This is a genomic window from Duganella radicis (assembly GCF_009720825.1).
Lineage (GTDB): Bacteria > Pseudomonadota > Gammaproteobacteria > Burkholderiales > Burkholderiaceae_D > Rugamonas > Rugamonas radicis.
Genome location: NZ_WNKY01000046.1, coordinates 26,458 through 48,717 on the forward strand (window position 1 = coordinate 26,458; position 22,260 = coordinate 48,717).

Below are 22,260 nucleotides of genomic sequence, written 5' to 3' on the forward strand. Positions count from 1 at the left end.
GCGAGGGTGGGGATTTCTAGAATGGCTCCATCAACCTACCAAGGAGCCTGACATGCACACCATCGACCACATCTACATCAACGGTCAGTTCGTCACGCCGCACGGCGAGGAACTGTTCGATCTTATCAATCCGACCACAGGCCAGCTGGATGGCCGCGTGCGCCTGGGCGACGCGGAGGATGCGCGCCGCGCCATCGCCGCCGCCAAGGCCGCCTTCCCGGCCTTCTCGCGCACCACCAAGGCCGAGCGCGGCGCCATGTTGCAACGTTTGCATGACGCGGTGCTGGCGCGCGCCGAAGACGCGGCGGCGGCGCAGGTGGAGGAATACGGCGGCCCGCTCAACACCAGCGTCGGCCGCTCGCGCTACACGGCCAAGATGTTTTTGGATGTCAAAAAGGTCATGGATGACCACGCGTTTGTGAAAACCGTGAACACCGCAGAGGTGGTGCTGGAGCCGGTCGGCGTGGTGGGCATCATCACGCCATGGAATTCCAGCGCCTGGTTTATTGCCAACAAAGTCGCCACAGCGATCGCGGCCGGCTGCACGGTGGTGGTCAAGCCGAGCGAATTGAGCGCGCGCCAGAACCAGATCCTGACCGAATGTTTCCACGCGGCGGATTTGCCGCCGGGCGTGGTCAACATCGTCAACGGCCGTGGCGATGTGGTTGGCCATGAGCTGAGCGTGCATCCGGACGTGAACAAGATTTCGTTTACCGGCTCCACGGCGGTCGGCAAAAGTATTGCCCGGCTCGGCGTCGATACCATGAAACGCGTGACGCTGGAATTGGGCGGCAAAAGCGCCAATATTCTGCTGGATGATGCGGATTTCGAAAAAGCGATTCCCGCCGCGATTCAAGCCTGCTTTATGAACAACGGCCAGGCATGTATTGCCGGCAGCCGGTTGCTGGTGCCCGAAGAGAAACTGGAATTGGTCGCACGGCTGGTTAAAACCGCCGTGGAAGCCGTTAAAGTTGGCGATCCACACCATGCTGAAAATAATATTGGCCCACTGGTCAATCAAAAACAATTCGAACGCGTACAACGATATATTCAAATCGGCATTGATGAAGGCGCGGAATTAATTGCCGGCGGCGTTGGGAAACCTGCCGGCCTCGAATCCGGTTATTTCGTGAAGCCAACTGCATTTATCGGCGTGAACAACAATATGACCATTGCGCGGGAAGAAATCTTCGGCCCGGTATTATCGGTGCTGAGTTATAAAACCGAAGAAGAGGCCATCGATATCGCCAACGATACGCCATACGGTTTGCAGGCCTATATCAGCTCCACTGATCTGAACCGGGCGCATCGCGTGGCGCGCCAGATTATCGCCGGCCGCGTGCATATCAACGGCATTCATGACGACTTGATTGCGCCGTTTGGTGGATTTAAACAGTCCGGCATCGGCCGCGAGTTTGGTCCGTATGGGCTGGAGAGCTACTTGGAACCGAAGGCCATTTTGGGCGTGGAAGCACAATACCTCTGAACAATGGGTCTTTTCATGCCAAAACTTGGCACGAAAAGGCCAAATTCCAGCATGGAATCCTAGAAATGGATGAAGTCTTCATTCGCACTGGGCAGCCGGCGCAACACATTCCACAGCTTGCTGCGCGCGGCAATGAACACAGCAACGGGAATGATCAGTAATAAGGTAACCATGTCTGCCTCCATTTTCGCACACCTGTGCGAAATTAATTTAAAAAAAGGTTAGTGATGACGATACGCCGCGATTAAACGGTCGAAAGCGTTCAACATATATTTCTGTGCCGGTTCATCACGCAGGAAACGGCTATCATGAATTAATCCGACAATTAAACTGTAAATCTCGTACACCAACTGGCCCGGATCGGTTTCAGGCTTTATCTGGCCTAGTTCCATTGCCTGCAAAATCGTTTTACGCAGCGACGCACGCCAGACCTCCACGCCTTTCTGCAAACGATCCCGTAATGGTCCGCTTTGATCGTCATATTCAAATGCCCCGGCGCTATATAAACAGGAGTTGCGCACGCTCTCATTGCCTACCCGATTTGCCCACGCGTGGACCTGGGCAATTAACCGCGGCAAGCCTTTAGGCTGCTGCAAGGATGGCAGGAATATCTCTTCGGCAAATCGGCGGTCGTATTCATCTAATACTGCCGTTTGCAAAGCCTCCAGCGAACCGACGCGCGAAAATACCCCGCTTTTACTGATCCCGGTGCGCTTGGCCAATTCACCCAAAGACAGCTTGCCGATACCATCCGCCGCCGCCATATCCAATGCGGCATTAATAATGGTGGCGTAGGTGGCCTCGCTTTTTGCTGTCAACGTATCCATGGTATGAACTTTAGCACAGGCGTGCGAAATCGCAAGCAAAAAAAACGGCGCGTATTGCTACGCGCCGTTCCTGTCTCCTCCCGGCCGGCTTATCGTGCCAGGCGCTTCTCGAGGTCGGCTTTCACTGCCTTCAGTTCTTCAGGCAGGTGGTAGGCCAGCTTGGTGAACAGTTCTTCGTGCAGCTTCAATTCTTCGCGCCATGCATCCTTGTCGATCGAGGTGATGGTTTCGAATTCCTCCGGCGAGAACGGAATGCCGTCCCACTTCAGATCGCCAAAGCGCGGGGTGGTGCCGAAGATGTTTTCGATGCCGCCGGCTTCGCCTTCGATACGCTCCAGCATCCATTTCAGCACGCGCATGTTGTCGCCGAAGCCAGGCCAGACGAAGTGGCCTTGCTCGTCGGTACGGAACCAGTTGACGCAGAAGATCTTCGGCAGCGCGGCGCCATCGATCTTGCCGACTTTTTCACCCAGGTTCAGCCAGTGCTGGAAGTAGTCGCTCATGTTGTAGCCGATGAACGGCAGCATGGCGAACGGGTCGCGGCGCACCACGCCCATCTGGCCGGCGGCGGCGGCGGTGGTTTCCGAGCCCATGGTCGCGGCCATGTACACGCCTTCCACCCAGTTGCGCGCTTCGGTCACCAGCGGCACGGTGGTCGAACGGCGGCCGCCGAAGATGAAGGCCGAGATCGGCACGCCGGCTGGATCGTCCCAGGCCGGGTCGATCACCGGATTCTGGGTCGCGGCCACGGTGAAGCGGGCGTTCGGGTGGGCGGCCTTGGAGGTCGATTCCGGCGTCCAGTCCTTGCCTTGCCAGTCGATCAGGTGCTGCGGGGCCGGCTTGCTCAGGCCTTCCCACCACACGTCGCCGTCATCGGTCAGCGCCACGTTGGTGAAGATGGTGTTCTCGCGCAGCGAGGCCATGCAGTTGTAGTTGGTCTTCTCGTTGGTGCCGGGAGCCACGCCGAAGTAGCCGGCTTCCGGGTTGATGGCGTACAGGCGGCCATCCTTGCCCGGCTTGATCCAGGCGATGTCGTCGCCGATGGTGGTGATTTTCCAGCCCTTGAAGCTTTCCGGCGGGATCAGCATGGCGAAGTTGGTCTTGCCGCAAGCCGATGGGAAGGCGGCGGCCACGTAGTGCTTCTTGCCCTCTGGCGATTCCACGCCCAGGATCAGCATGTGTTCAGCCAGCCAGCCGGTGTTGCCGTCCTGTGCATCCTGGAAGCCCATGTTGGAAGCGATGCGCAGCGCGAAGCACTTCTTGCCCAGCAGCGCGTTGCCGCCGTAGCCCGAGCCGAAGGACCAGATTTCGCGGGTTTCAGGATAGTGCACGATGTATTTGGTGGCGTTGCATGGCCATGCCACGTCTTTCTGGCCGGCTTTCAGCGGCGCGCCCACGGTGTGCACGCATGGCACGAACTCGCCGTCGATGCCCAGCACGTCGTAGACGGCTTTGCCCATGCGGGTCATGGTGCGCATATTGACCGCCACGTATGGCGAATCCGAGAGTTCCACGCCGATGTGGGCGATTGGCGAGCCCAGCGGGCCCATCGAGAACGGCACCACGTACATGGTGCGGCCGACCATGCAGCCGTCGAACAGCGGATGCAGGGTGGCGCGCATTTCGGCCGGGTCCATCCAGTTGTTGGTCGGGCCGGCCTGCTCCCTGGTGGCCGAGCAGATGAAGGTGCGGTCTTCCACGCGCGCCACGTCGGTCGGGTCCGAGCAGGCCAGGTAGGAATTAGGGCGTTTTTCCTGGTTCAGCTTTTTCATGGTGCCGGCGGCAACCATTTCGCCGCACAGGCGGTCGTACTCTTCTTGCGAGCCATCGCACCAGTAGATGCGGTCCGGCTTGGTCAAGGCGGCGATCTCGGCCACCCAATTGATGAGCTTTTGCTGTTTGATGTAAGCTGGGGCGTTCAATGGTGCGACGCCACCCATCACAGGTTGGTTCATGGTGCTTCTCCAATGCTAATTAAAATTCTGTGGCGGCAGGATCGTCGTCAGCTTATGGCTTGGCGCTCGGAGCTCCATTCGAAATGGGTCGGCGGTCATACGGCGGTCGTTGCGCGGCCCGGATCTGGTCGTCGGGCTGTGATTTGTCGGCCGATTGTACACCCCTCAACAGGCGTTCCATACAAAAATGTAGGAGAATTGGTTGACTGAAGTAGTAGGCTATTTGGCTTATCCTGGAACCTGTTATTTCCCTACGAAATTAATCAGAACATCGCTTATCTTTCATGAAAATCGCCATTCTCGATGATTATCAAAATACAACTCAGAGCTTGAAATGCTTTGAGTTGTTAGCAAACCACGACGTAAAAGTGTTCAACAGCACTACCCGGGGGCTGGGTCAGCTCGCCATCCGGCTGGCGCCTTTCGATGCGCTGGTGCTGATCCGCGAACGTACCGCGTTCAACCGTGCTTTGCTGTCAAAATTGCCCAACCTGAAATTGATTTCGCAGACCGGCAAGCTGGCCGGCCACGTCGATGTGGCGGCCGCAACCGAGCTGGGCATCGCGATCGCCGAGGGCGTGGGCTCGCCGACCGCGCCGGCCGAGCTGACCTGGGCGCTGGTCATGGCGGCGGCGCGCAAGATCGTGCCGTATGCCAACAATCTAAAAGAGGGGTTGTGGCAGACGGCCTCGATCAATCCGCAGTTGAACGGACTGGGCTTTGTGCTCAAGGGCCGCACCCTGGGCATCTGGGGCTATGGCAAGATCGGCCAGACGGTGGCCGGCTTCGGCCGCGCCTTTGGCATGCGGGTGATGGTCTGGGGCAGCGAAGCCAGCCGCGCCAGGGCGGTGGCGGACGGCCACACGGCGGCGGCCTCGCGCGAGGCGTTCTTTGAACAGTCCGATGTGCTCAGCTTGCACCTGCGCCTGAACGACGCCACCCGCGGCATCGTCACGGCCGAGGATCTGGCGCGCATGCAGCCGACGGCGCTGTTTGTGAATACCAGCCGGGCGGAACTGGTGCAGACGGATGCGCTGGAGCAGGCGCTGCAACGCGGGCGTCCGGGCTACGCGGCGCTGGATGTCTTCACTTCCGAGCCGTTGGCGGCCGATTCGCCGCTGTTGAAGATACCCACCGTGCTGGCCACGCCACACCTGGGCTACGTCGAGCAGGATAGCTACGAGCTGTATTTCCGCCTCGCTTTCCAGAACGTGCTGGACTTTGCCAACGGCACGCCAGCCAACATCCATAATCCGGACTACGCCACCAAGGCGCGCTAGTCGGCCTGTTCCGGCACTTCCGGCAGCCCGGTGAGGTTGATGCGCGGCGCGGGCATGACGTGCACCTTGCTCCACAGCCCGGCCCAGCCGGGCGGCCAGGCGATGTCCGGGCCGGAATATGGCGGCAAGGTGGCGCGCACAGGAATCACCGGCACCGGCGGCATGTCGGTCAGCGGGCCGCCGTCCGGACGCTGCATGTCCAGGCTGTACATATAGCCCGGCAATAAAGCATCGCACACCTGCGCGAACCACGCGGTATGGTCCTCGTCCCGGCCGAGCGCATGGGCCAGCCCCTGCGGGTCGAACCTGGCCAGCGCGTGGATCAATTCCTCGGTGCTGGCGCCGGGCGAATCGCCCCAGCCCATCACCGGATTACTGTTGTAGTCGGCGCCCGAGCCATACCAGCCCTCGCGCCACGAGCGCTGCATCCAGTCGCGCGGACCGGTGAACAAATGCCAGCGCCAATGCAGCCCGGACGGCTTGGGCCAGGAATACAGGTACAACTTCTGATAACCGGCCTGGTGCAGTTCGCGCACCACCGCCATCAGCCGGGCGTGCGGCATGCGGTCCGGCGGCGCGCGGCGGAACAGGATGGCCTCGCCGTCGGCGAATTGCACCTCGTCGGTGGACAGGTTCAAATCGAGCGTGCGCGACTCGTTGCCGAAGCGGGCGGAGATCCAGCCGGTCAGCAAATTGACCGTCGTGATCACGCCATAGCCACGGTGGCGATGGAAAATAACAGTGCCGGGAGCGAGCGCTTTCATAGTCTGCAAACGAACAAAGAAACCAGTGTAGACATAGTACGCCGAGTTTTCCAGTGCCGTGTATAGGTTATGATGCACATCATTTTCTATCAGCTTGAGCTTTTATCATGACCCTGCGCATCCTCGCCACCGGCGGCACTTTCGACAAACACTACAACGAACTGAACGGCGCCCTGGGCTTTGCCGACAGCCACGTGCCGGACCTGCTCAAGCGCTGCCGCCTGACCATCGCCGTGGCGCTGGAACAGCTGCCGCTGATGGATTCGCTGGACATGGTGGATGCCGACCGCGAACGCATCCTGGCCGCATGCGGCGCGGCCGCTGAAAAAGCCATCGTCATCATCCACGGCACCGACACCATGCCGCAGACCGCGCAAGTGCTGGGTCCGGCCAACCTGGGCAAAACCATTGTGCTGACCGGCGCCATGATTCCTTACGAGATCGCCAATTCCGACGCCATGTTCAACCTCGGCTTCGCCGCCGGCGTGGCGCAGACCCTGCCGGCTGGCGTGTACGTGGCCATGAACGGCAAGATCTTCGCCTGGGACAATGTGCAGAAAAACAAAGCGGCCGGCGTGTTCCAGCCGCTGTAATCCGCTACTTGCGCGACGGCGTGAACAAATGCTGCGGTGTTTCCGGCGCATAGATATTCAGCTGCAAGTGGCTGTCCGGTGAGGCGCGCAGCGCATCGGGCCCCGGCGCCGCCAAGCCGGCTTGATACGAGGCCAGCGCTTGCGCCAGATCGTGCACGCGCGCGCTCATCGCCATGGCCGTCGTGATCGGCGCGCTTTTCGCGGCCGTCAGCGCGGCCAGCTGGGCGCTGCTCAGGCCCGCCGTTTGCGCCGTGGTAAACACATTGGCCTGATCCGCGCTAAAGGCGCTGAGCTGGGCGGTCGACAACACCTTCAACTGCGCGCTGCCCAGCGCGCGCAGGTCCGACGTTTCCATCGCCGCCAGATCTTCGTTCTCCAATGCCGCCAGCGTGGTCTTGCTGAGTGCCGCCACCTGCGCATACGTCAGCGCGGCCATCTGCCCGGTGGTGAGCGCCACCGTTTGCGCGGTGGTCAGCACGCCGACCTGACGTGCCGTCAGCGCCGCGACCTGCTCCGTGGTCAGCGCGGCGACGTTTGCCGTCGACAGCGCGGCCACCACGCTGGTATTCAACGCCGCCACGTCCTCCGCCTCCAGGCTGGCGACCATGCTGGTGTCGAGCGCGCGGAACTGGTTGCTGCTCAACGCGGCGGCTTGCGCCACGGTCAGCGCGCGCAGTTGATCGCTGGTCATGGCGCGCATCTGGTCATAGCGCAGTCCTGCCAGCGCCGCCGGTTTCAAGGCGGCGATTTCATCCGGCCGCATCCGCGCCAGCAGCGCGCTCGATAAGGCGGCGATGTGCTGGCTGCCCAGCCCCGCCGCCTGCGCGGTCGACAGTCCGAGGATCTGGTCGCTGCGCAGCACGGCAAACTGCTGGGCGCTCAGGCCGGAGATGGCCGCGCCGCCAAGGGCGGCAAAATCTTCCTGTTCCAGCGCGGCGATCACCTGGGTGGACAAGGCCGCCACCTGCGACGCGCTCAGGCGCGCGGCCTGATCGCTGGTCAGCGCCACCGCCTGCGCGGCCGTCATGCCGGACAAGGCGGCCGTGCGCAGTTGCGCGATCTGGCGGGTGCTCAGATAACTGATGTCGTGCGCGGCGCCGCCCAGCGCGGCAAACTGCGCCGAGTTCAGGGCGGCGATGAACGCCGCCGGCAAGGCGTCCAGATTCTCGGCCTGGATGGCCGCCAGATTCCGCGTCGACAAGCCGCCCAGCTGGAGCGCGTTCAGGCCCGCGATCTGCGCGGTGGTCAGCGCGAGAAACTGGTCGCTGCGCAGCGCATTCAGGCTGGACGAGGTCAGCGCGCCGACCTGGCGCGGCGTCAGCGCAGCGATCTTGTCGGCATCCAGCAAGGCCAGCAGGCGTGTGCCCAGACCGCTGATGGCGCCAAGGCCAAGTGCGGCCAGTTCCCGCGTCTCCAGCGCGGCGAAGGTCTCGGTGGACAGCACGTTCAGCTGGCGGCTGGTGAGGCCGCCCAGCGCGGCGCTGCTCAGCGCATGCCAGCGATCCATATCGAGCGCCTGTATCTGCCGCGTGCCCAAGGCGCCGAGCTGATGGCTGCGCAGCGCCTGCAACTGATCGCTACTCAACGCCAGCACCTGATCCACATTCAACACGCCGATCTGCTGCGAGCTGAGCGCGGCGACATCCTGCGTTTCGATGGCGGCCAGCTCGGTGTCGCTGAATTGCGCCAGCTGCGCCGTGCCCAGCGCGGCGATCTGGCGCGTGCTGAACGCGGCGATCTGATCGGCCCGGAACACATCGCTGCCGGGATCGCGCTTGCTGGTCAGGAACGGCAACTGCGTCACCGTCAGCGCGGCGATCTGGTCGGTGGTGAGTGCGTGCAGCTGGCTGGCGGTCAACGCGCGCAGCTGCATCTGGCGCAAGGTGGTGAGCTGCTGGGTACGCATCGCGGCCAGCGCCTCGGGCCGGATCGCGCCCATGCCCTTGGCGCTGAGCACCAGCGCTTGCGACACGGTCAGGGCGGCAAGCTGACTGGCCGTCAGCGCGGCGGTGAAGCGCGTGGTCTGGGTGGCGACCGTCAGCTGCGACAAGCCCAGCGCCGCGAAATCGGCATCTTCCAGCGCGCTGACGCTGGCGGCGGACAATGCCGACAATTGCCTGGCGCTCAGCGCATAGGCCTGGGCCGTGGTCATGGCGGCCACATACTGGGTCGGCAGCGCGGCAAAGTCAGCCGGGGTAAGGCTGGCGATCAGGCGCGTGCCGCCGGCCGCGAATTGCGCGGTCGTCATAGCAGGATTAAAGCTCATGGATTTTCCTTTTTATCGTACGCTGAAATGGACCGGCGGACGAACCCGGCCGCCGCACACGCGGCTAGCCGGGGGCAAAGGAAATTAACGCGGCGCGGCGAGCAGGCCTTGCGTGGTGCAAGCTTGCCGCGCCTGACGCTGCAAGCTGTCGTGCTCGGTATGCACGGCGTCGCCGAGCGGCGCGGCGCTGGCGAATTGCTGGAGCGCGGCGCCCAGGCGCGCGGCCTGTTGCGCCAGCGGGCTGCCGGCGGCGGCCGGTTGCGCCGTGCCTGCCTGATAGCTGGACATGGCTTGTGTCAGGCCGCTGACCTTGCTGCTCAGGCCTTGCCTGAACCAGACATCGGCCGCCGCGTGCGACTGGCCATCGGCCGTGGTGTAGGTCGAGGTCAATCCGATCAGGTTGCCATGATCGACCGCATCGCCGCGCCGCACGTCCAGATTGAGGCTGGTGATGCGCAGCTGGTCCAGCGTTTTCAGTTCGCTGGCCTGGCTGACGCCGTCGGCATCCGCGTCCACCCACACGCGCAGCGCGCCAAACAGCGCATCCCTGGCGTCGACCTTGCCGTCGCCATTGCCGTCCAGCGCGGCCAGCGCTTCGTAGCCGTTGCTGGCGGTGCCGCCATCGGCCAGCCTGGTGGCGGAGCCGAACAGTTCGCCGCCGTCGTTGATCACGCCATCGTGATTGCGGTCCAGCGCCAGCAAGCCATCGCCGGCACCGACCCAGCCGGTGGCGCGCGTGTCGCCGCTGGCGGCCAGGTCGAACCGCACGCCGGCGTCCAGGCCGAGCGTGCGCACGCCATTGCCATCCAGGTCCAGCACCAGCGGCGTGACAAAGGTCATGGCCGCTTTCTGCTCGGCGCTGAACGCCGCCTGCTGCGCGGCGGACAGGGCGTAGAACTGGGTCGAGGTCATCACGCGCATTTGCGTGACGGTCAGTTGCGCCAGCTGCGCATTGCTCAGCGACGACATCTGGAACGGCGTCAGCGCGCGGATTTGCTGGGTCGCCAGGCTGGCGATGTCGTCCAGTCCGATCGCCCTCAGATTGTCAGGACTCAGGTCGGCGATCATGGCCGTGCTCATGGCCGCCAGCTGGGCGCCGGAAAAGGCGGCCATCTGCGCCGCCGTGAACTGGCTGGCGCTGTCGCTCGGCTTGAGCGCCGCCATTTGCGCCAGCGTCAACGCCTGCACTTGCGGCGTCGTCAACGCCAGCAGTTGTTCATCGGTGAGCGAGCGGATCACGCTGACGCTCAGCGCCGCGATGTCGGCGGCGTCGACCGCCGCCAGTTGAGCCGGGATCAGGCGCGCCACGGCGGCCGAACTGAGCGCGGCGAACTGCGCTTCGCTTAGGGCACGCAGTTGCACCGCGTTCATGGCCGCCAGCAAATTGCCATCCTTGGCCGCGGCGTTCAACAAGGTCGGACTGATGACCGCGACGTCTTCCGGGTCCAGATACGCCACTTGCGCCGCCGACAAGGCGCCCAGCTGGGCACTGCCCAGCACGGCCACCTGGCTGGCGCTCAGCGCGGCGATCTGGCTGCCTTTCAAAGCCAGCAATTGCTGGGTTTTCAGCGCCGCCACCGCGGACAATTTCAAGGCGCCGACATCGGCGGCTTCCATCGCGCCCACCACCGTCAGCGGCAACGAGGCCACCTGCGCACCGCTCAGGGCCGCCACCTGCTCCACCGTCAGGGCCGCCACTTGCCGCGTGCTCAGGCCACTGAAGACGCTGGTGCTGAGCGCGGCGATCTGCGCCGTGCCCAGGGCGGCGATGCCGAGGCCGTTGCTACCCAGCGCGTTCAGCTGCGCCGAGGTGAGGCTGGCAACCACCGCCACGCTGAGCGCCGCCAACGCAGCGGTGCCAAGCACGCTCACACTGGCGGTCGGCAGGCTGGCGAACTGGGCCGCCGTCAAGCCCCGCACCTGGTCCGCGCTGAGGGCCGACAGCTGGCTAACGCTCAGACTGGCCAGTTGCAGCGTGCTCAGTGCCGCCAGCTGCGCGGTGCCCAGCCCGCGCAGCTGGGCGCCGCTCAGGGCGCTCAGGAAGGCGGGCGACAGCGAATTCAGTTGCTTGATGCTGAGCGCGCCAACCTGGCTGGCGTCGAGGGCGCGGATCTGCGTGCCGCTGAGCACGCGCAGCGCGCTGGTGCTGATCGCGGCGATTTGCGCGCTGTTGAGCAGGAAGAACGTCTCGGGCGTGCCGGCGCCGGCGTCGCTCACACCCAGCGCGGTGATCTGCGCGGTGGACAAGCTGGCCACCGCCTGCGTGCTCAGCGCGGCGATATCGGTGTCGAGCGCGCTGATGGCGGCCAGCGACAGCCCGGCCATCTGGCGCGTGCCAAACGCGGCCACCTGGCGCTCGCTCAGCGCGGTGATCTGCGACGGCGCCAGGGCGGCGATCTGGTTCGAGCCCAGCACCGCGATCTGGCGCGTGGCCAGGCTTTGCAACTGGTCCGCGCTCAGCTGCGACAACACGCCGCTGCGCAGGCCGGCGATCACCTGGGTGCTCAGGACCGGCAGGCTGTCGCCGCTCAAGCCGCTGATGCCGCTGTCGGACAAGGCGTTGATCTGGCGGCTGTTCAACACGGCGACCTGGGCGGTCACCAGGGCCGCCAGCTGGCCGGCGCTCAGCGCCATCATTTGCGCGGTGCCCAGGCCAACGATGGCGCGCGTTTGCAGCGCGGCCACATCTTCCGCCGTCAGGCCGGCGATCGCGCCGGGCGACAGCGCCGCCAGCTGGGCGCTGCCCAGCAGGGCAACCTGGCCCAGGCTGAGGGCGGTCGCCTGCTCGGCGGTCAAACCGCTCAGTGCCCGCGTGCCCAGCGCGGCGAATTGCGCGGTGCTCAGCACCCCGAACTGGTCGCCGGTCAGGCTCGCCAGCTGCGTCGGCGACAGGCCTTTCAGGGCGCTGGTTTTCAACGCGGCGATGTCCTCCAGATCGAACACGCGCAAGTCGGCGTCCGGCAACGCCGCCAGCTGGGCGCTGCTGAGCGCGGCCACCTGATCCGACGTCAGCGCCTGCGCCTGCTCGGGGCGCAGGCCGGACAGGGCGGCCGCGCGCAAGGCGGCGATCTGCGCCGTGCTCAGGGCCCAGATGGCGCTCTCGCCGCCGCCATAAGGGTCATTGCCCAGCACACTCAACTGGGCCGCGTTCAAGGCGGCGAGCACGGCCGGCTTCAGCGCCGCCAGGTTGTCGGTGTTGAGGGCCGCGATCTCGTCCGGCGACAGGGCGGCCACTTGCGCCGAACCCAGCGCCGCGACCTGCGCCGACCGCAGGCTGAACACCTGGTCGCTGCTCAGGGCGTTCAACTGCTGGGTGCCCAGCGCGACGATCTGGCGCGTGCTCAGGGTCGCCACCTGGTCGGTGGACAGCGCGGCCAGCGCGCGGCCCGACAGGCCGGCGATCACGCCGGTGTTCAACACGGCAATATCGCTCAGTTCCAGACCTTGCAGGCCGTCCGAGCTGAGCGCCGAGAACTGGGCCGCCGTCAGCGCGGCGATCTGGCTGCTGGTCAGCGCCGCCACCTGGTCGCTGCTGAGGACCGCCGCCTGCCGCGTGCTGAGCGCGCTCAGCGTGGCGGTGCGCAACGCGGCCAGGTCGGCCGTCTCCAGCACCACGATGTCGTCGGTGCTGAGCGCGCTCAGCTGGCGGCTGCTCAGGATGGCGGCTTGCGCCGTGCTCAGCGCCACGATCTGGTCGGGGGTCAGCGCCGCCATGGCGCGCGTGCCCAGCGAGCTGATCTGGGTGGTGGTCAGCGTGCCGAACAGGTTACCGGCCGGGTCGGCCCCCAGCGCCGCCCATTGCGCCGTGCTCAGCGCCTGCAACATGGCCGTGCTCAGCGCGCGCAGGCCGTCGCTGCCGATGGCCGCGATATCGTCGGCTTCCAGGCCCGGCAGGTTGCGGGTGTTGAGGCCGAGGAGTTGCTGCGTCCCCAGCGTGGCCACCTGGTCAGGACTCAGGGCCAGCAATTGCTGGCTGCTGAAGACGCCGAATTGCCGCGAACTCAGGCTGTTGAGCTGGTTCGAGCTCAGGCCGGCGATCATGCCCGGCGTGAAGGCGGCGATAAACGCCGGCCCCAGCGCCGCCAGACTGGCGCTGGAGAAGCCGTCGATGGCATCGCTGGGCAGGGCTTCCAGCTGGCGGGTGTTCAGGGCGAGGAACTGCGCGGCCGTCATCGCCGCCAGCTGGTCGCTGGTCAGCGCGGCGACTTGTTGCGTGCTCAGGCCGACGATGGCGGCGGTGCGCAAGGCGGCGAAATCGACCGCCTCCATGGCCGCCAGCGCGTCGGTGCGCAAGGCGCGCAGCTGGTCGCTGCCCAGCGCCGCCACCTGGCGCGTGCTCAGGGCCGCCACTTCATCGCCGGTCAGCCCGGCCAGCGTGTGGGTGCGCAGGGCGGCGATTTGTTGCGTGCCCAGCGCTTGTACATCCATGTCCAGGGCGGCCAGTTGATCCGAACTGAGCGCGGCGATCGCGCTGGTGCCCAGGGCGGCCACGCCGGCGCTGCTGAGCGCGGCCACGGCGTCGACGCCCAGTCCGGCGATCTGGCGCGAAGTCAGACTGCCGATCTGGGCCGAGCGCAGGCTGGCGATCTGCTCCGTGGTCAGCGCGTTGAACTGGTCCGCGCCGAGGGCACGGATCTGGCGCGTGCTCAGCCCCGCCAGTTGTTCGGTGGCCAGCGCGCTCAGGCGATCGGTGGCGAGGGTGGCGATGACGCCGGTCGACAGCGCGCCGAGATCCGCGCTCTGCAAGCCCGCCAGGGCCGTCAGGTCGAGGGCGGCGAACTGCGCGCTGCTCAACACGCTGGCTTGCAGCGTGGTCAGCGCGCTGACCTGGTCGGGATTCAGCAACGCCATTTGCGCGGTGCTCAGACTGGCGATGACCTGGGTGCGCAGGACCGCCAGGTCGGCCGTCTCCAGCGCCGCCGTCAGCTTGTCCGCCATGGCGACCGCCTGGCTGCTGCTCAGCACGGCGGCCTGCGCCGTGGTCAGGGCGGCGATCTGGTCGAGGGTGATGCCGGTCAGCGCGGCGGTGCGCAGGGCGGCGATTTGCGCGGTGCCGAGCACGCCCAGCAGGCTGGCGTCGCCCCCCAGCAGCGCCAGCTGGGTCGAATTCAGCGCGGCCACCGCGCTGGTGGTCAGGGCGCGCAGGGCGCCGCTGCCCAGCGCGGCGACGTCGTCGTCGCTGAGCGCGGCGATTTGCAGCGAGCCCAGGCCGACGATTTGCCGGCTGCCCAGCGAGGCGATGTGGGCGGGGGTGAGGGCGGCGATCTGCGCGCTGCTCATCACCGCCAGATGGCGCGAACCGAGGCCCGCCACCTGCGTCGTGTTCAACGCCTGCAACAGCTGGGGGTTCAGCAGCGGCACGGCGCTGGGGGTGAGGGCGCTCAGGTCGGCGCTGGACAGCCCGGCCAGCGTATCGCTGCCAAGGGCGGCCAGCTGGCGGCTGGTGAGCACGGCGAACTGGCTGGTGGTGAACGCGGCCAGTTGCGCGCTGGTCAGCGCCTCCATCTGCTGGGTGCTCAGGGCGGCGATGGCCGAGGTCCTGAGCACGCCGATGTCGCTGCCCGGCAAGGCCCGCACCGCCGCGGTGGAGAGCGCGCCGATCTGTTGGCTGCTCAACACCGCGGCCTGGCGGCTGGTCAGGAACGCGGCCTGGTCGCCATTCAGCGCCGCCAGCGTGTCCGGCCGCAGGGCGGCGATCTGTGCCGTGCCGAGGGTGGCGATGGCGCTGTAGCTGCTGCCGCCCAGCGTCCCCATTTGCAGCGTGCTCAGCGCGGCGAGGGCGGCGGTGCTCAGGTAAGGCAGATCGCCGCCGTCCAGCGCCAGGATATCGTCGGTGGACAGGCCGGCCATGTGGCGCGAACCCAGCGCGCTCAACTGCGCCGTGCGCAAGTTGGCGATCTGGTCGCTGTGCAGCCCGGCGAACTGGGCGCTGCCCATGGCGTTGATCTGCCGGGTGGTGAGCGCGCGGATCTGGTCGGTGTTCAACTGGGCCAGCATGGCGGTCCCCAGCGCCGCGACCACGCCGGTGCTGAGCGCGGCGATGTCGGCGGTGGGCAAGCCGGCCAGCGCGGCGCTGCCCAGCGCCGCGACCTGACGCGTGCTCAGCGCGGCGAATTGCGCGGTGGTGAAACCGGCCAGTTGCGCCGCGCTCAACACCGCCATCTGCGCGGTCGTCAGGCCGGCGATGGCGGCGGTCTTCATGGCGCCCAGGTCGGCCGCTTGCAGCACTGCGGCGTTGTCCGTGCCGAGCGCGGCCAATTGCGCCGAGCTCAGGACGGCGGCCTGGCGGGTGCTCAGGGCCACGATCTGGCCGGCGGTCAGGGCGGCGATTTGCTGGCTGCCCAGCGAGGCGATCACCTGCGTGCTCAAGGCGGCGAAGCTGTCGCTGGCGATGGCTTGCAGCTCATCGGTGGAAAAGGCGGCGATCTGGCGGCTGCCGAGCGCGGCGAATTGCTGGCTCAGCATGACGCCGATGTCGGACGCGTCCAGGGTGGCGATATTGGCGGTGCTCAGCGCCACCAGGTCGGCGGTTTCAAACGCCGCGATGGCGCCGGGCGCCAGGTTGCTGAAGGCGCTGGTGCCCAGCGCCGCCACCTGGGCCGTGCCGAGGGCGGCGATCTGATTGCTGGTCAGCGCCCCCATCAGCGCCGGCGCGGCGACGCCGGCGGCGTTCAGCACGGCCGGCTTGAGCGCGGCCACGTCCTGCGTGGTCATGGCCGTCATATTGGCCGGGGCCAGCGCCGACAATTGCAAACTGCTGAGCGCGGCCACCTGATCGGTACGCAAGGCGGCCACCTGCGCCGTCACCAGATCCAGCATGTCATCGGTGGTCCAGGCAGCGATGGCCGACACCGGCAAGGCGGCGATTTGCTGGGTGCTTAATCCGATGGGCCCGCTCATAAGAGTTCCTTTTTTGCTAAGACTCTTCACTATAGCAGAGATTACCTTAATTTCCACATGGCAATAGCGATTTTTTTGCGTCGCACCAGCGCAAAAAAATGCCGCCAAATCATTGATTTGGCGGCATTTTTATCTGACAGGCAAGGATGGGGAAACTCAGGCCTTGGCTTCGCCGCCCAGCGCCTCCACCACGTCCGCCATCAATTTGGACAATTCGCCGGTCATCAGCATGAAATCGCCGTCGAAACGTTCGTCGTCGTTGCGCACGCCGGCGTCCTTCTCGTCCAGCACATCGAGCGGCTTGACGCCCTTGATGGCCAGCTGTTCGGTCAGCACGAAGGAAATCTTGCTGTCCCAGGTCATGGCCAGGCGGGTGCACTGCTTGCCGTTGGCGATGTGGCGGCGCACCTCTTCCGGGTCCAGCGAGTGCTTGACGTAGCGCACCGCCGCCTTGCTCTCGCCGGTGGCGCGCAGCTCGGTGTCCATGTCGACCGTGAAGCCGGCCGGCGCCTCGTCGGTTTGCAGCCATTCGGTCATCACGCCCACCGGCGAGCGCTGCACGCGCAGGCTTTCCAGCGGCATGCGGTCGACCGCCTTCAGCAGCAGCTTGATCACTTCGTCCGCCTTGGCCGGGCTGGCGGCATCCACCACCAGCCAGCCGTTGACCGGGTCGATCCAGGTCCAGACATTGCTGCGGATCGAGAAGGCGCGCGGCAGCAGTTCGTCGGCCACGCGTTCCTTCAATTCCTTCATGGCCTTCTTGCCGGGAGCGAAGCCCTGGGCTTCTTCCATCTCGGCCGCGCGCGCCTTGGCCACCTGGTTGATCACGCTGTTTGGCAGCAGTTTTTTCTCGGTGCCCAGCAGGATCAGCATTTGCTTGTTGACCACATGGACCAGGCCGCCGTTCGGACGCGGCTTGTCCCAGCCCTGGCGCAGCAATTCATTGCTGCTGGCCGGGGTGAAGGCCTGGCCGGCCAGCGCTTGTTCCAGTTGTTCGGGGGTGTAGGCCCAAGGGGCCGGCAGACGGTAAATCTGTAGATTCTTGAACCACATAAAGTTGATAGGCCTTGTTTCAGAAGTAAATGCAAAAGGAGCGCCATTTTACACGCTGCGCGCCGCCCGGTCTCAAGCGAAGAGTTCACCTTGCACCGGGTGTGGCGTGCGCGCCATGCCGGGCGGTTCCAGCGTGCTGGCGCGCACGCCGAGCAGGCGCAGCTTGCGTTGCAGCGGCACCCGTTTCAGGCATTCGCGCGCCGCTTGCAGGATGGCGGCCGCGTCGGCCACCGGCAGCGGCAAGGTGACGTTGCGGCTGACGATCTGGAAATCGTCGTAGCGCAGCTTGATGCTGATGGTGCGGCTGACGTAGCCCTTGCGCCGGAGGTCGTCCGCCAGCCGGTCGCACAGCGTGGTCAGGATGCCGGACAGGGTCTCGCGGTCCTGGCGCGCGTGCAGGTCGCGTTCGAAGGTGGTTTCGCGCGAGATCGATTTGCTTTCGCGGCTGGTGGAAAGGCCGCGCTCGTCGATGCCGCGCGCGGCGCGCGCCAGCCAGGCCGCGTAATGGGCGCCGAAATAATCCTGCAACAGGCCGGCGTCGGTGTGCGCCAGTTGGCCGATGGTCTCGATGCCCAGCGACGCCAGCTTGGCGGTGGCCTTGGGGCCGATGCCGTTCACCTTGCGCACATTGAGCGGCCAGATGCGCGCGGGAATATCGTCGAAGCCCAGCACGGTCAGGCCGTTCGGTTTTTCCAGGTCGGAGCAGATTTTCGACAGCAGCTTGTTGGGCGTGACGCCGATCGAGCAGGTCAGGCCGGTGGCTTCCTGCACCGCCTGCTTGATGCGGGCCGCCAGCGCGCGCGTCTCGCCTGCCACGTGGGTCAGGTCGACAAAGATTTCATCGATGCCGCGGTCCTCGATATCGGGCGCGATGGACGCCACCGCCTCCTTGAACAGGCGCGAGTAATGGCGGTAGGCGTCGAAGGTGGCCGGCAGCAGGATGGCGTCCGGCGCCAGCTTGGCCGCCTTCATCATGCCCATGGCCGAGCCGACGCCAAAGGCGCGCGCCTCGTAGGTGGCGGTGGTGATCACGCCCCGGCCGACGTAGTCGCGCAGGCGCTTGAACACCAGCGTGCCGTCGGCGCGCTGCTCGGGCGCGTTGCCGCGTCCGCCGATCACCACCGGCTGGCCGCGCAGCTGCGGATAGCGCAACAGCTCGACCGATGCGAAAAACGCATCCATGTCAATGTGGGCAATGCGGCGGTCGGCGTCAGCCATGATGCAAAACGATACTGTAAATAAACACAGTATCCATCGAAAGCCACCGACATGCAAGTTTCCGATGCTACACTCGGTGCATGACCAAACGCACCGTTTTGCTCGCCCTGTGCCTGCCGCTCGCCTGTGCCCAGGCGGCGGCGACGGACAGCGCTTGCCCGCCCGCCACGGTCGGCGTCAGCGATCTGGGCTATTCCTCCTATCAGGATGGCGACGTCATCCGCGGCATCAGCATCGATGTGGTGGAGGAATTGCAACGGCGCAGCGGCTGCAAGCTGAGCGTGCTCTGGTATCCGCGCAGCCGGCTGTACGCGCAGTTCTTCAGCGGCCAACTGGGCCTCACGGGCGCCTCGCTGCGCACGCCCGAGCGCGACCGCTACGGCACCTTGCTGCCCTACACCTACTCCCGGTTTGAACTGGTCCTGCTCAACAGGGAGGCTGGCAAATTCCACAGCCTGGCCGAGTTTGTCGAGCGCAGCACGGCGCGCCTGAACGTCATTCGCGGCATTTTCTACAACGCGGCCATCCAGGCGCAATTCGATCGCCTGCAACAACAAGGGCGGCTGGAATACGTCAATGATTTTGGCGTGGTGTTCCGTAAAATCCTGGCCGGCCGCGCCGAAGGCACGCTGGCGCCGCTCACCATCCATATGCAGAACCAGCGCCAGTTCGGCCTGGTCGGCCAGATGAGCGCCACCACCGTGGCGGAAGCGCCGCGCACCCTGCTGGGCCTGTATGTCTCCAACAAGGTGCCGCCCGAGGTGCTGCAACGCTACGCCAACGCGCTGCGCTCCATCGTGGCCGACGGCAGCATACAGAAATTCTACGAGCACTATCTGGACGCCGACGCCATGCAGCGGCTGTACCTGGACGGCCCGCGCGAGATCCTCGACGCGCTGCCGCCGCCCCGCTAGCGCCGCCTGAACCAGTTGGCGCTGGCGTCGTCGGCCGGGAAGAAAGTTTCCACCCGCAGTTCGTGCACGGTGACGTCGTGCGGCGTGCCCAGCGTGGCGATGGCGGTGAACAGATTGAGCTCGACATCGTCCTTGCGCAGGGTCATCGGCAGGAAGGGCAAGGCGCGCCGGTCGAGATTGGGCAGGCGCGCCATGTCGGCCACACCGGGCAGCGCCAGCAGATCGCTCAGCAGCAGGGTGGCCTCGCTGCCGGGGCCGTCGCTCATGGCTTCGCGCTGTATCCACAGCAGCAGGTCGGCGCTGACTTCTTCCCAGTTGGGCAGGTAGCGGCGCAGGCCGTTCGGGTCCAGCGTCTGGCGGATCACGTTGAGCGAGCCGTCGGTGGGAAACTGTACTTCCGGCGGCAGGCCGTGCAGCCAGCGCAGCATGTGGGCGGCCGGTTCGTTCAGCATCAACAGATTCCACAGGCGGTCCACCACCAGCGCCGGATAGGGCGCCTGCTGCGCCAGCATGAATTCCAATGCCTGGCGCACCGCGCTCAATTCCGGATCGGACAGATCGCGTTCCTGGTAGGCCGGCGCGTAGCCGGCCGCCAGCAGCATGGCGTTACGTTGTCGCAAGGGCACCTCCAGCACCATGCCCAGCCTGAGGATCAATTCCTTGCTTGGCTGCGAGCGGCCGCTTTCCAGAAAGCTGATGTGGCGCTGCGAGATGTCGCTCTCGGTCGACAGCTTCAACTGGCTGTAGCCGCGCTTGCCGCGCCAGTACTTCAGGGCGGCGGCGAAGTCGCTGAAGTACTGGTCGCGTGGGCTCATGGCGTCTCCGGATGGATGGGATGGCGTAATCTATCACGCCGCGTTGAGGAAGCCGGTCACGCTGGCCAGGCGGCCGTCGGCGGCCACGCGCGCCACGTCGGTGCCGTTGGCGACCGGCTGGCCGTCGGGACCGGACAGCGTCCACGAGAAGCGCACCACGTCGTTGTGGCCGTCCGGCGTGCCGTCCAGCGCGAAGCGGTGGCCGGGGAAGTGGCTTTGGGCGCCGGCGATCATGGCGTCGATGCCGTCGTGACCGGCGCCGCGCATCATCGGATCGAGGTAGTCGGCGTCGAGGCTGAAGATGCGGGCCACCAATGCGCGGCGGGCGGCGGCGTCGCGTTCGTTCCAGACGGCCAGGTATTGGGTGGCGATATTGGCGGGGTTGCTCATGATGATCTCCTTTGAGTGAGGTGGTTAGGAAGCCTCATTGTGCGGAGATCGTTCAGCGGCGGCGATTACGTCCCAGGTAATCGCCGCACCGCCGTCACCACCAGCAGCGCGCCGGCCAGCAGGCTGGCGGCGATCAGGTAGATGCCGCTGGCCGTGCTGCCGGTGGCGTCGCGCACCGCGCCCACCAGATACGGCGCCACGAAGCCGGCCAGGTTGCCGATCGAGTTGATCATGGCGATGCCGGCCGCCGCCGCCGTGCCGCCCAGCAGCGCGGTCGGCAAGCTCCAGAAAATCGGGAAGGTGCTGAGGATGCCGGCCGTGGCCACGCTCAGCGCCGCCAGCGCGAGCGCGGTGTGGTCGCTGTAAATGGTGGCGGCCACCAGGCCCAGCGCGCCGGCCAGCGCGGCGCCGGCGGTGTGCCAGCGGCGCTCGCCCGTGCGGTCCGAGTGGCGCGCGGCCAGCACCATGGTGACCGCCGCCACCAGGTAAGGCACGGCCGACAACAGGCCAATATCGAACACATCCTTCACGCCGCTGTTCTTGATCAGTTGCGGCAGCCAGAAGCTCACGCCATACAAGCCCATCACGCACAGGAAGTACACCAGCGCCAGCAGCCACACCTTGGCGCTGCGGAACAGCCGCGCCAGCGGCAGGTGTTGTTGCCGGGTGCGGTCGGCGGCGATCTCGCGCTCCAGCGCCAGCTTGTCCTGCTCGCTGAGCCAGCTGGCGGCGCGGATGCCGTCGTCGAGATAGAACAGGGTCCACACGCCGATCAGCACCGAGGGCAAGCCTTCCAGCAGGAACAGCCACTGCCAGCCGTTCCAGCCGTTGACGCCGGCGAACGCTTTCATGATCCAGCCGGACAAGGGCCCGCCCACCACGCCGGCCACCGCCACGCCGCTCATGAACACTGCCACCATGCGCGCACGGCGCGCGGCCGGATACCAGTAGGTCAGGTACAGGATGATGCCGGGGAAGAAGCCTGCTTCGGCCACACCCAGCAGGAAGCGCAGCACGTAGAAGGTGGCGGCGCTGCTGGTGAACATCAGCGCCGAGGAAATCAGTCCCCAGCTGATCATGATGCGGGCGATCCAGATGCGCGCGCCGGCGCGCGTCATCAACAGGTTCGAGGGCACCTCGAAAATGAAGTAGCCGATGAAGAAGATGCCGGCGCCGATGCCATAGACCGCATCGCTGAATTGCAGGTCGGCCTGCATCTGCAATTTGGCGAAGCCGACGTTGACGCGGTCCAGATAGGCCGCCACGAAGCACAGGAACAGGAAAGGCATCAGCCGCCAGCTGACGCGTTTGTACAGACCATCAAGATTGTTATTCATGGAATTTTCTAAATTATTTTCAAAAACCCTTGCGGAAGTGAATCAGCCTCCTATAGAATACGGCCTCGTTCAGCAGTTGTCGCAGTAAAATGAAACAACGCTGATAAGTTTTCTGGGTGCTTAGCTCAGTTGGTAGAGCGGCGCCCTTACAAGGCGTAGGTCGGGAGTTCGACCCTCTCAGCACCCACCAGACAACTTATAAAAACGAATTGGAGCGGTAGTTCAGTTGGTTAGAATACCGGCCTGTCACGCCGGGGGTCGCGGGTTCGAGCCCCGTCCGCTCCGCCAATATTCCGAAAAAGGCCCGATGTTCGCATCGGGCCTTTTTCATTTCTGTGACCCGTCCTGGGTTAAGTTGTCATTTCCCGCCTTTTCTTAGGAGAGCGAGATGGGAACTGGACGAAAGCGGACTCAAGGCGACTACACCCTGACTTTTAAGCAGGGGGTGGTCGATGCAGTGGA

Annotated in this window: 14 protein-coding genes and 2 tRNA genes; 6 read left to right on the forward strand and 10 right to left on the reverse strand. The window is 65.4% G+C overall.

Going from position 1 to position 22,260, the window contains the following annotated elements; all coding sequences use genetic code 11:
• The first annotated feature begins 52 nt into the window (after window positions 1–52).
• On the forward strand, window positions 53–1,486 hold the full coding sequence (locus GM676_RS26150) for an aldehyde dehydrogenase family protein (RefSeq protein ID WP_155467153.1): 1,434 nt from the start codon (window positions 53–55) through the stop codon (window positions 1,484–1,486).
• 221 nt (window positions 1,487–1,707) lie between these two features.
• Here GM676_RS26150 and GM676_RS26155 read toward each other — a convergent pair whose 3' ends face one another.
• Window positions 1,708–2,313: a TetR/AcrR family transcriptional regulator gene (locus GM676_RS26155; RefSeq protein ID WP_155467137.1), complete on the reverse strand. Its 606-nt coding sequence runs from the start codon at window positions 2,311–2,313 to the stop codon at window positions 1,708–1,710.
• Between the two features lie 89 nt (window positions 2,314–2,402).
• Window positions 2,403–4,268: a phosphoenolpyruvate carboxykinase (GTP) gene (locus GM676_RS26160; protein WP_155467138.1), complete on the reverse strand. Its 1,866-nt coding sequence runs from the start codon at window positions 4,266–4,268 to the stop codon at window positions 2,403–2,405.
• A 284-nt stretch (window positions 4,269–4,552) separates the two neighbouring features.
• On the opposite strand from GM676_RS26160, the gene GM676_RS26165 reads away from it, so the two are divergent.
• Window positions 4,553–5,548 carry a D-2-hydroxyacid dehydrogenase family protein gene (locus tag GM676_RS26165; RefSeq protein ID WP_155467139.1) on the forward strand — a complete coding sequence of 332 codons (996 nt, stop codon included), beginning with the start codon at window positions 4,553–4,555 and terminating at the stop codon, window positions 5,546–5,548.
• On the opposite strand, the gene GM676_RS26170 is transcribed toward GM676_RS26165, so the two are convergent.
• Window positions 5,545–6,312 carry an L-asparaginase gene (locus GM676_RS26170; RefSeq protein ID WP_155467140.1) on the reverse strand — a complete coding sequence of 256 codons (768 nt, stop codon included), beginning with the start codon at window positions 6,310–6,312 and terminating at the stop codon, window positions 5,545–5,547. The genes GM676_RS26165 and GM676_RS26170 overlap by 4 nt on opposite strands.
• A gap of 107 nt (window positions 6,313–6,419) precedes the next feature.
• Here GM676_RS26170 and GM676_RS26175 point away from each other — a divergent pair, with 107 nt between their 5' ends.
• On the forward strand, window positions 6,420–6,905 hold the full coding sequence (locus GM676_RS26175; RefSeq protein ID WP_155467141.1) for an asparaginase domain-containing protein: 486 nt from the start codon (window positions 6,420–6,422) through the stop codon (window positions 6,903–6,905).
• A 4-nt stretch (window positions 6,906–6,909) separates the two neighbouring features.
• Here GM676_RS26175 and GM676_RS26180 read toward each other — a convergent pair whose 3' ends face one another.
• From GM676_RS26180 to dinB, 4 genes are all read right to left on the reverse strand, one after another.
• Window positions 6,910–9,171: a hypothetical protein gene (locus GM676_RS26180; protein ID WP_155467142.1), complete on the reverse strand. Its 2,262-nt coding sequence runs from the start codon at window positions 9,169–9,171 to the stop codon at window positions 6,910–6,912.
• Between the two features lie 84 nt (window positions 9,172–9,255).
• Window positions 9,256–16,071 carry a beta strand repeat-containing protein gene (locus GM676_RS26185; protein WP_155467143.1) on the reverse strand — a complete coding sequence of 2,272 codons (6,816 nt, stop codon included), beginning with the start codon at window positions 16,069–16,071 and terminating at the stop codon, window positions 9,256–9,258.
• Window positions 16,072–16,227: 156 nt separating this feature from the next.
• Window positions 16,228–17,124, reverse strand: a complete 897-nt coding sequence (locus GM676_RS26190; protein WP_155467144.1) for a recombination-associated protein RdgC — start codon at window positions 17,122–17,124, stop codon at window positions 16,228–16,230.
• A gap of 72 nt (window positions 17,125–17,196) precedes the next feature.
• Window positions 17,197–18,342 carry a DNA polymerase IV gene (dinB, locus tag GM676_RS26195; RefSeq protein WP_155467145.1) on the reverse strand — a complete coding sequence of 382 codons (1,146 nt, stop codon included), beginning with the start codon at window positions 18,340–18,342 and terminating at the stop codon, window positions 17,197–17,199.
• A gap of 80 nt (window positions 18,343–18,422) precedes the next feature.
• Between dinB and GM676_RS26200 the strand changes: the two genes are divergently transcribed.
• Window positions 18,423–19,256, forward strand: coding sequence for a substrate-binding periplasmic protein (locus tag GM676_RS26200; RefSeq protein ID WP_155467146.1), 834 nt, complete (start codon window positions 18,423–18,425; stop codon window positions 19,254–19,256).
• Here the strand turns inward: GM676_RS26200 and GM676_RS26205 are convergent.
• The 3 genes from GM676_RS26205 to GM676_RS26215 form a co-directional block, all read right to left on the reverse strand.
• On the reverse strand, window positions 19,253–20,071 hold the full coding sequence (locus GM676_RS26205) for a helix-turn-helix domain-containing protein (RefSeq protein WP_155467147.1): 819 nt from the start codon (window positions 20,069–20,071) through the stop codon (window positions 19,253–19,255). The two genes, GM676_RS26200 and GM676_RS26205, sit on opposite strands and share 4 nt — an antisense overlap.
• 33 nt (window positions 20,072–20,104) lie before the next feature.
• Window positions 20,105–20,461 carry a nuclear transport factor 2 family protein gene (locus tag GM676_RS26210; RefSeq protein ID WP_155467148.1) on the reverse strand — a complete coding sequence of 119 codons (357 nt, stop codon included), beginning with the start codon at window positions 20,459–20,461 and terminating at the stop codon, window positions 20,105–20,107.
• 65 nt (window positions 20,462–20,526) lie between these two features.
• Window positions 20,527–21,798: an MFS transporter gene (locus tag GM676_RS26215; RefSeq protein WP_155467149.1), complete on the reverse strand. Its 1,272-nt coding sequence runs from the start codon at window positions 21,796–21,798 to the stop codon at window positions 20,527–20,529.
• Between the two features lie 114 nt (window positions 21,799–21,912).
• Between GM676_RS26215 and GM676_RS26220 the strand changes: the two genes are divergently transcribed.
• Window positions 21,913–21,988, forward strand: a tRNA-Val gene (locus tag GM676_RS26220).
• Window positions 21,989–22,009: 21 nt separating this feature from the next.
• Window positions 22,010–22,086, forward strand: a tRNA-Asp gene (locus tag GM676_RS26225).
• The last annotated feature ends 174 nt before the right edge of the window (window positions 22,087–22,260 follow it).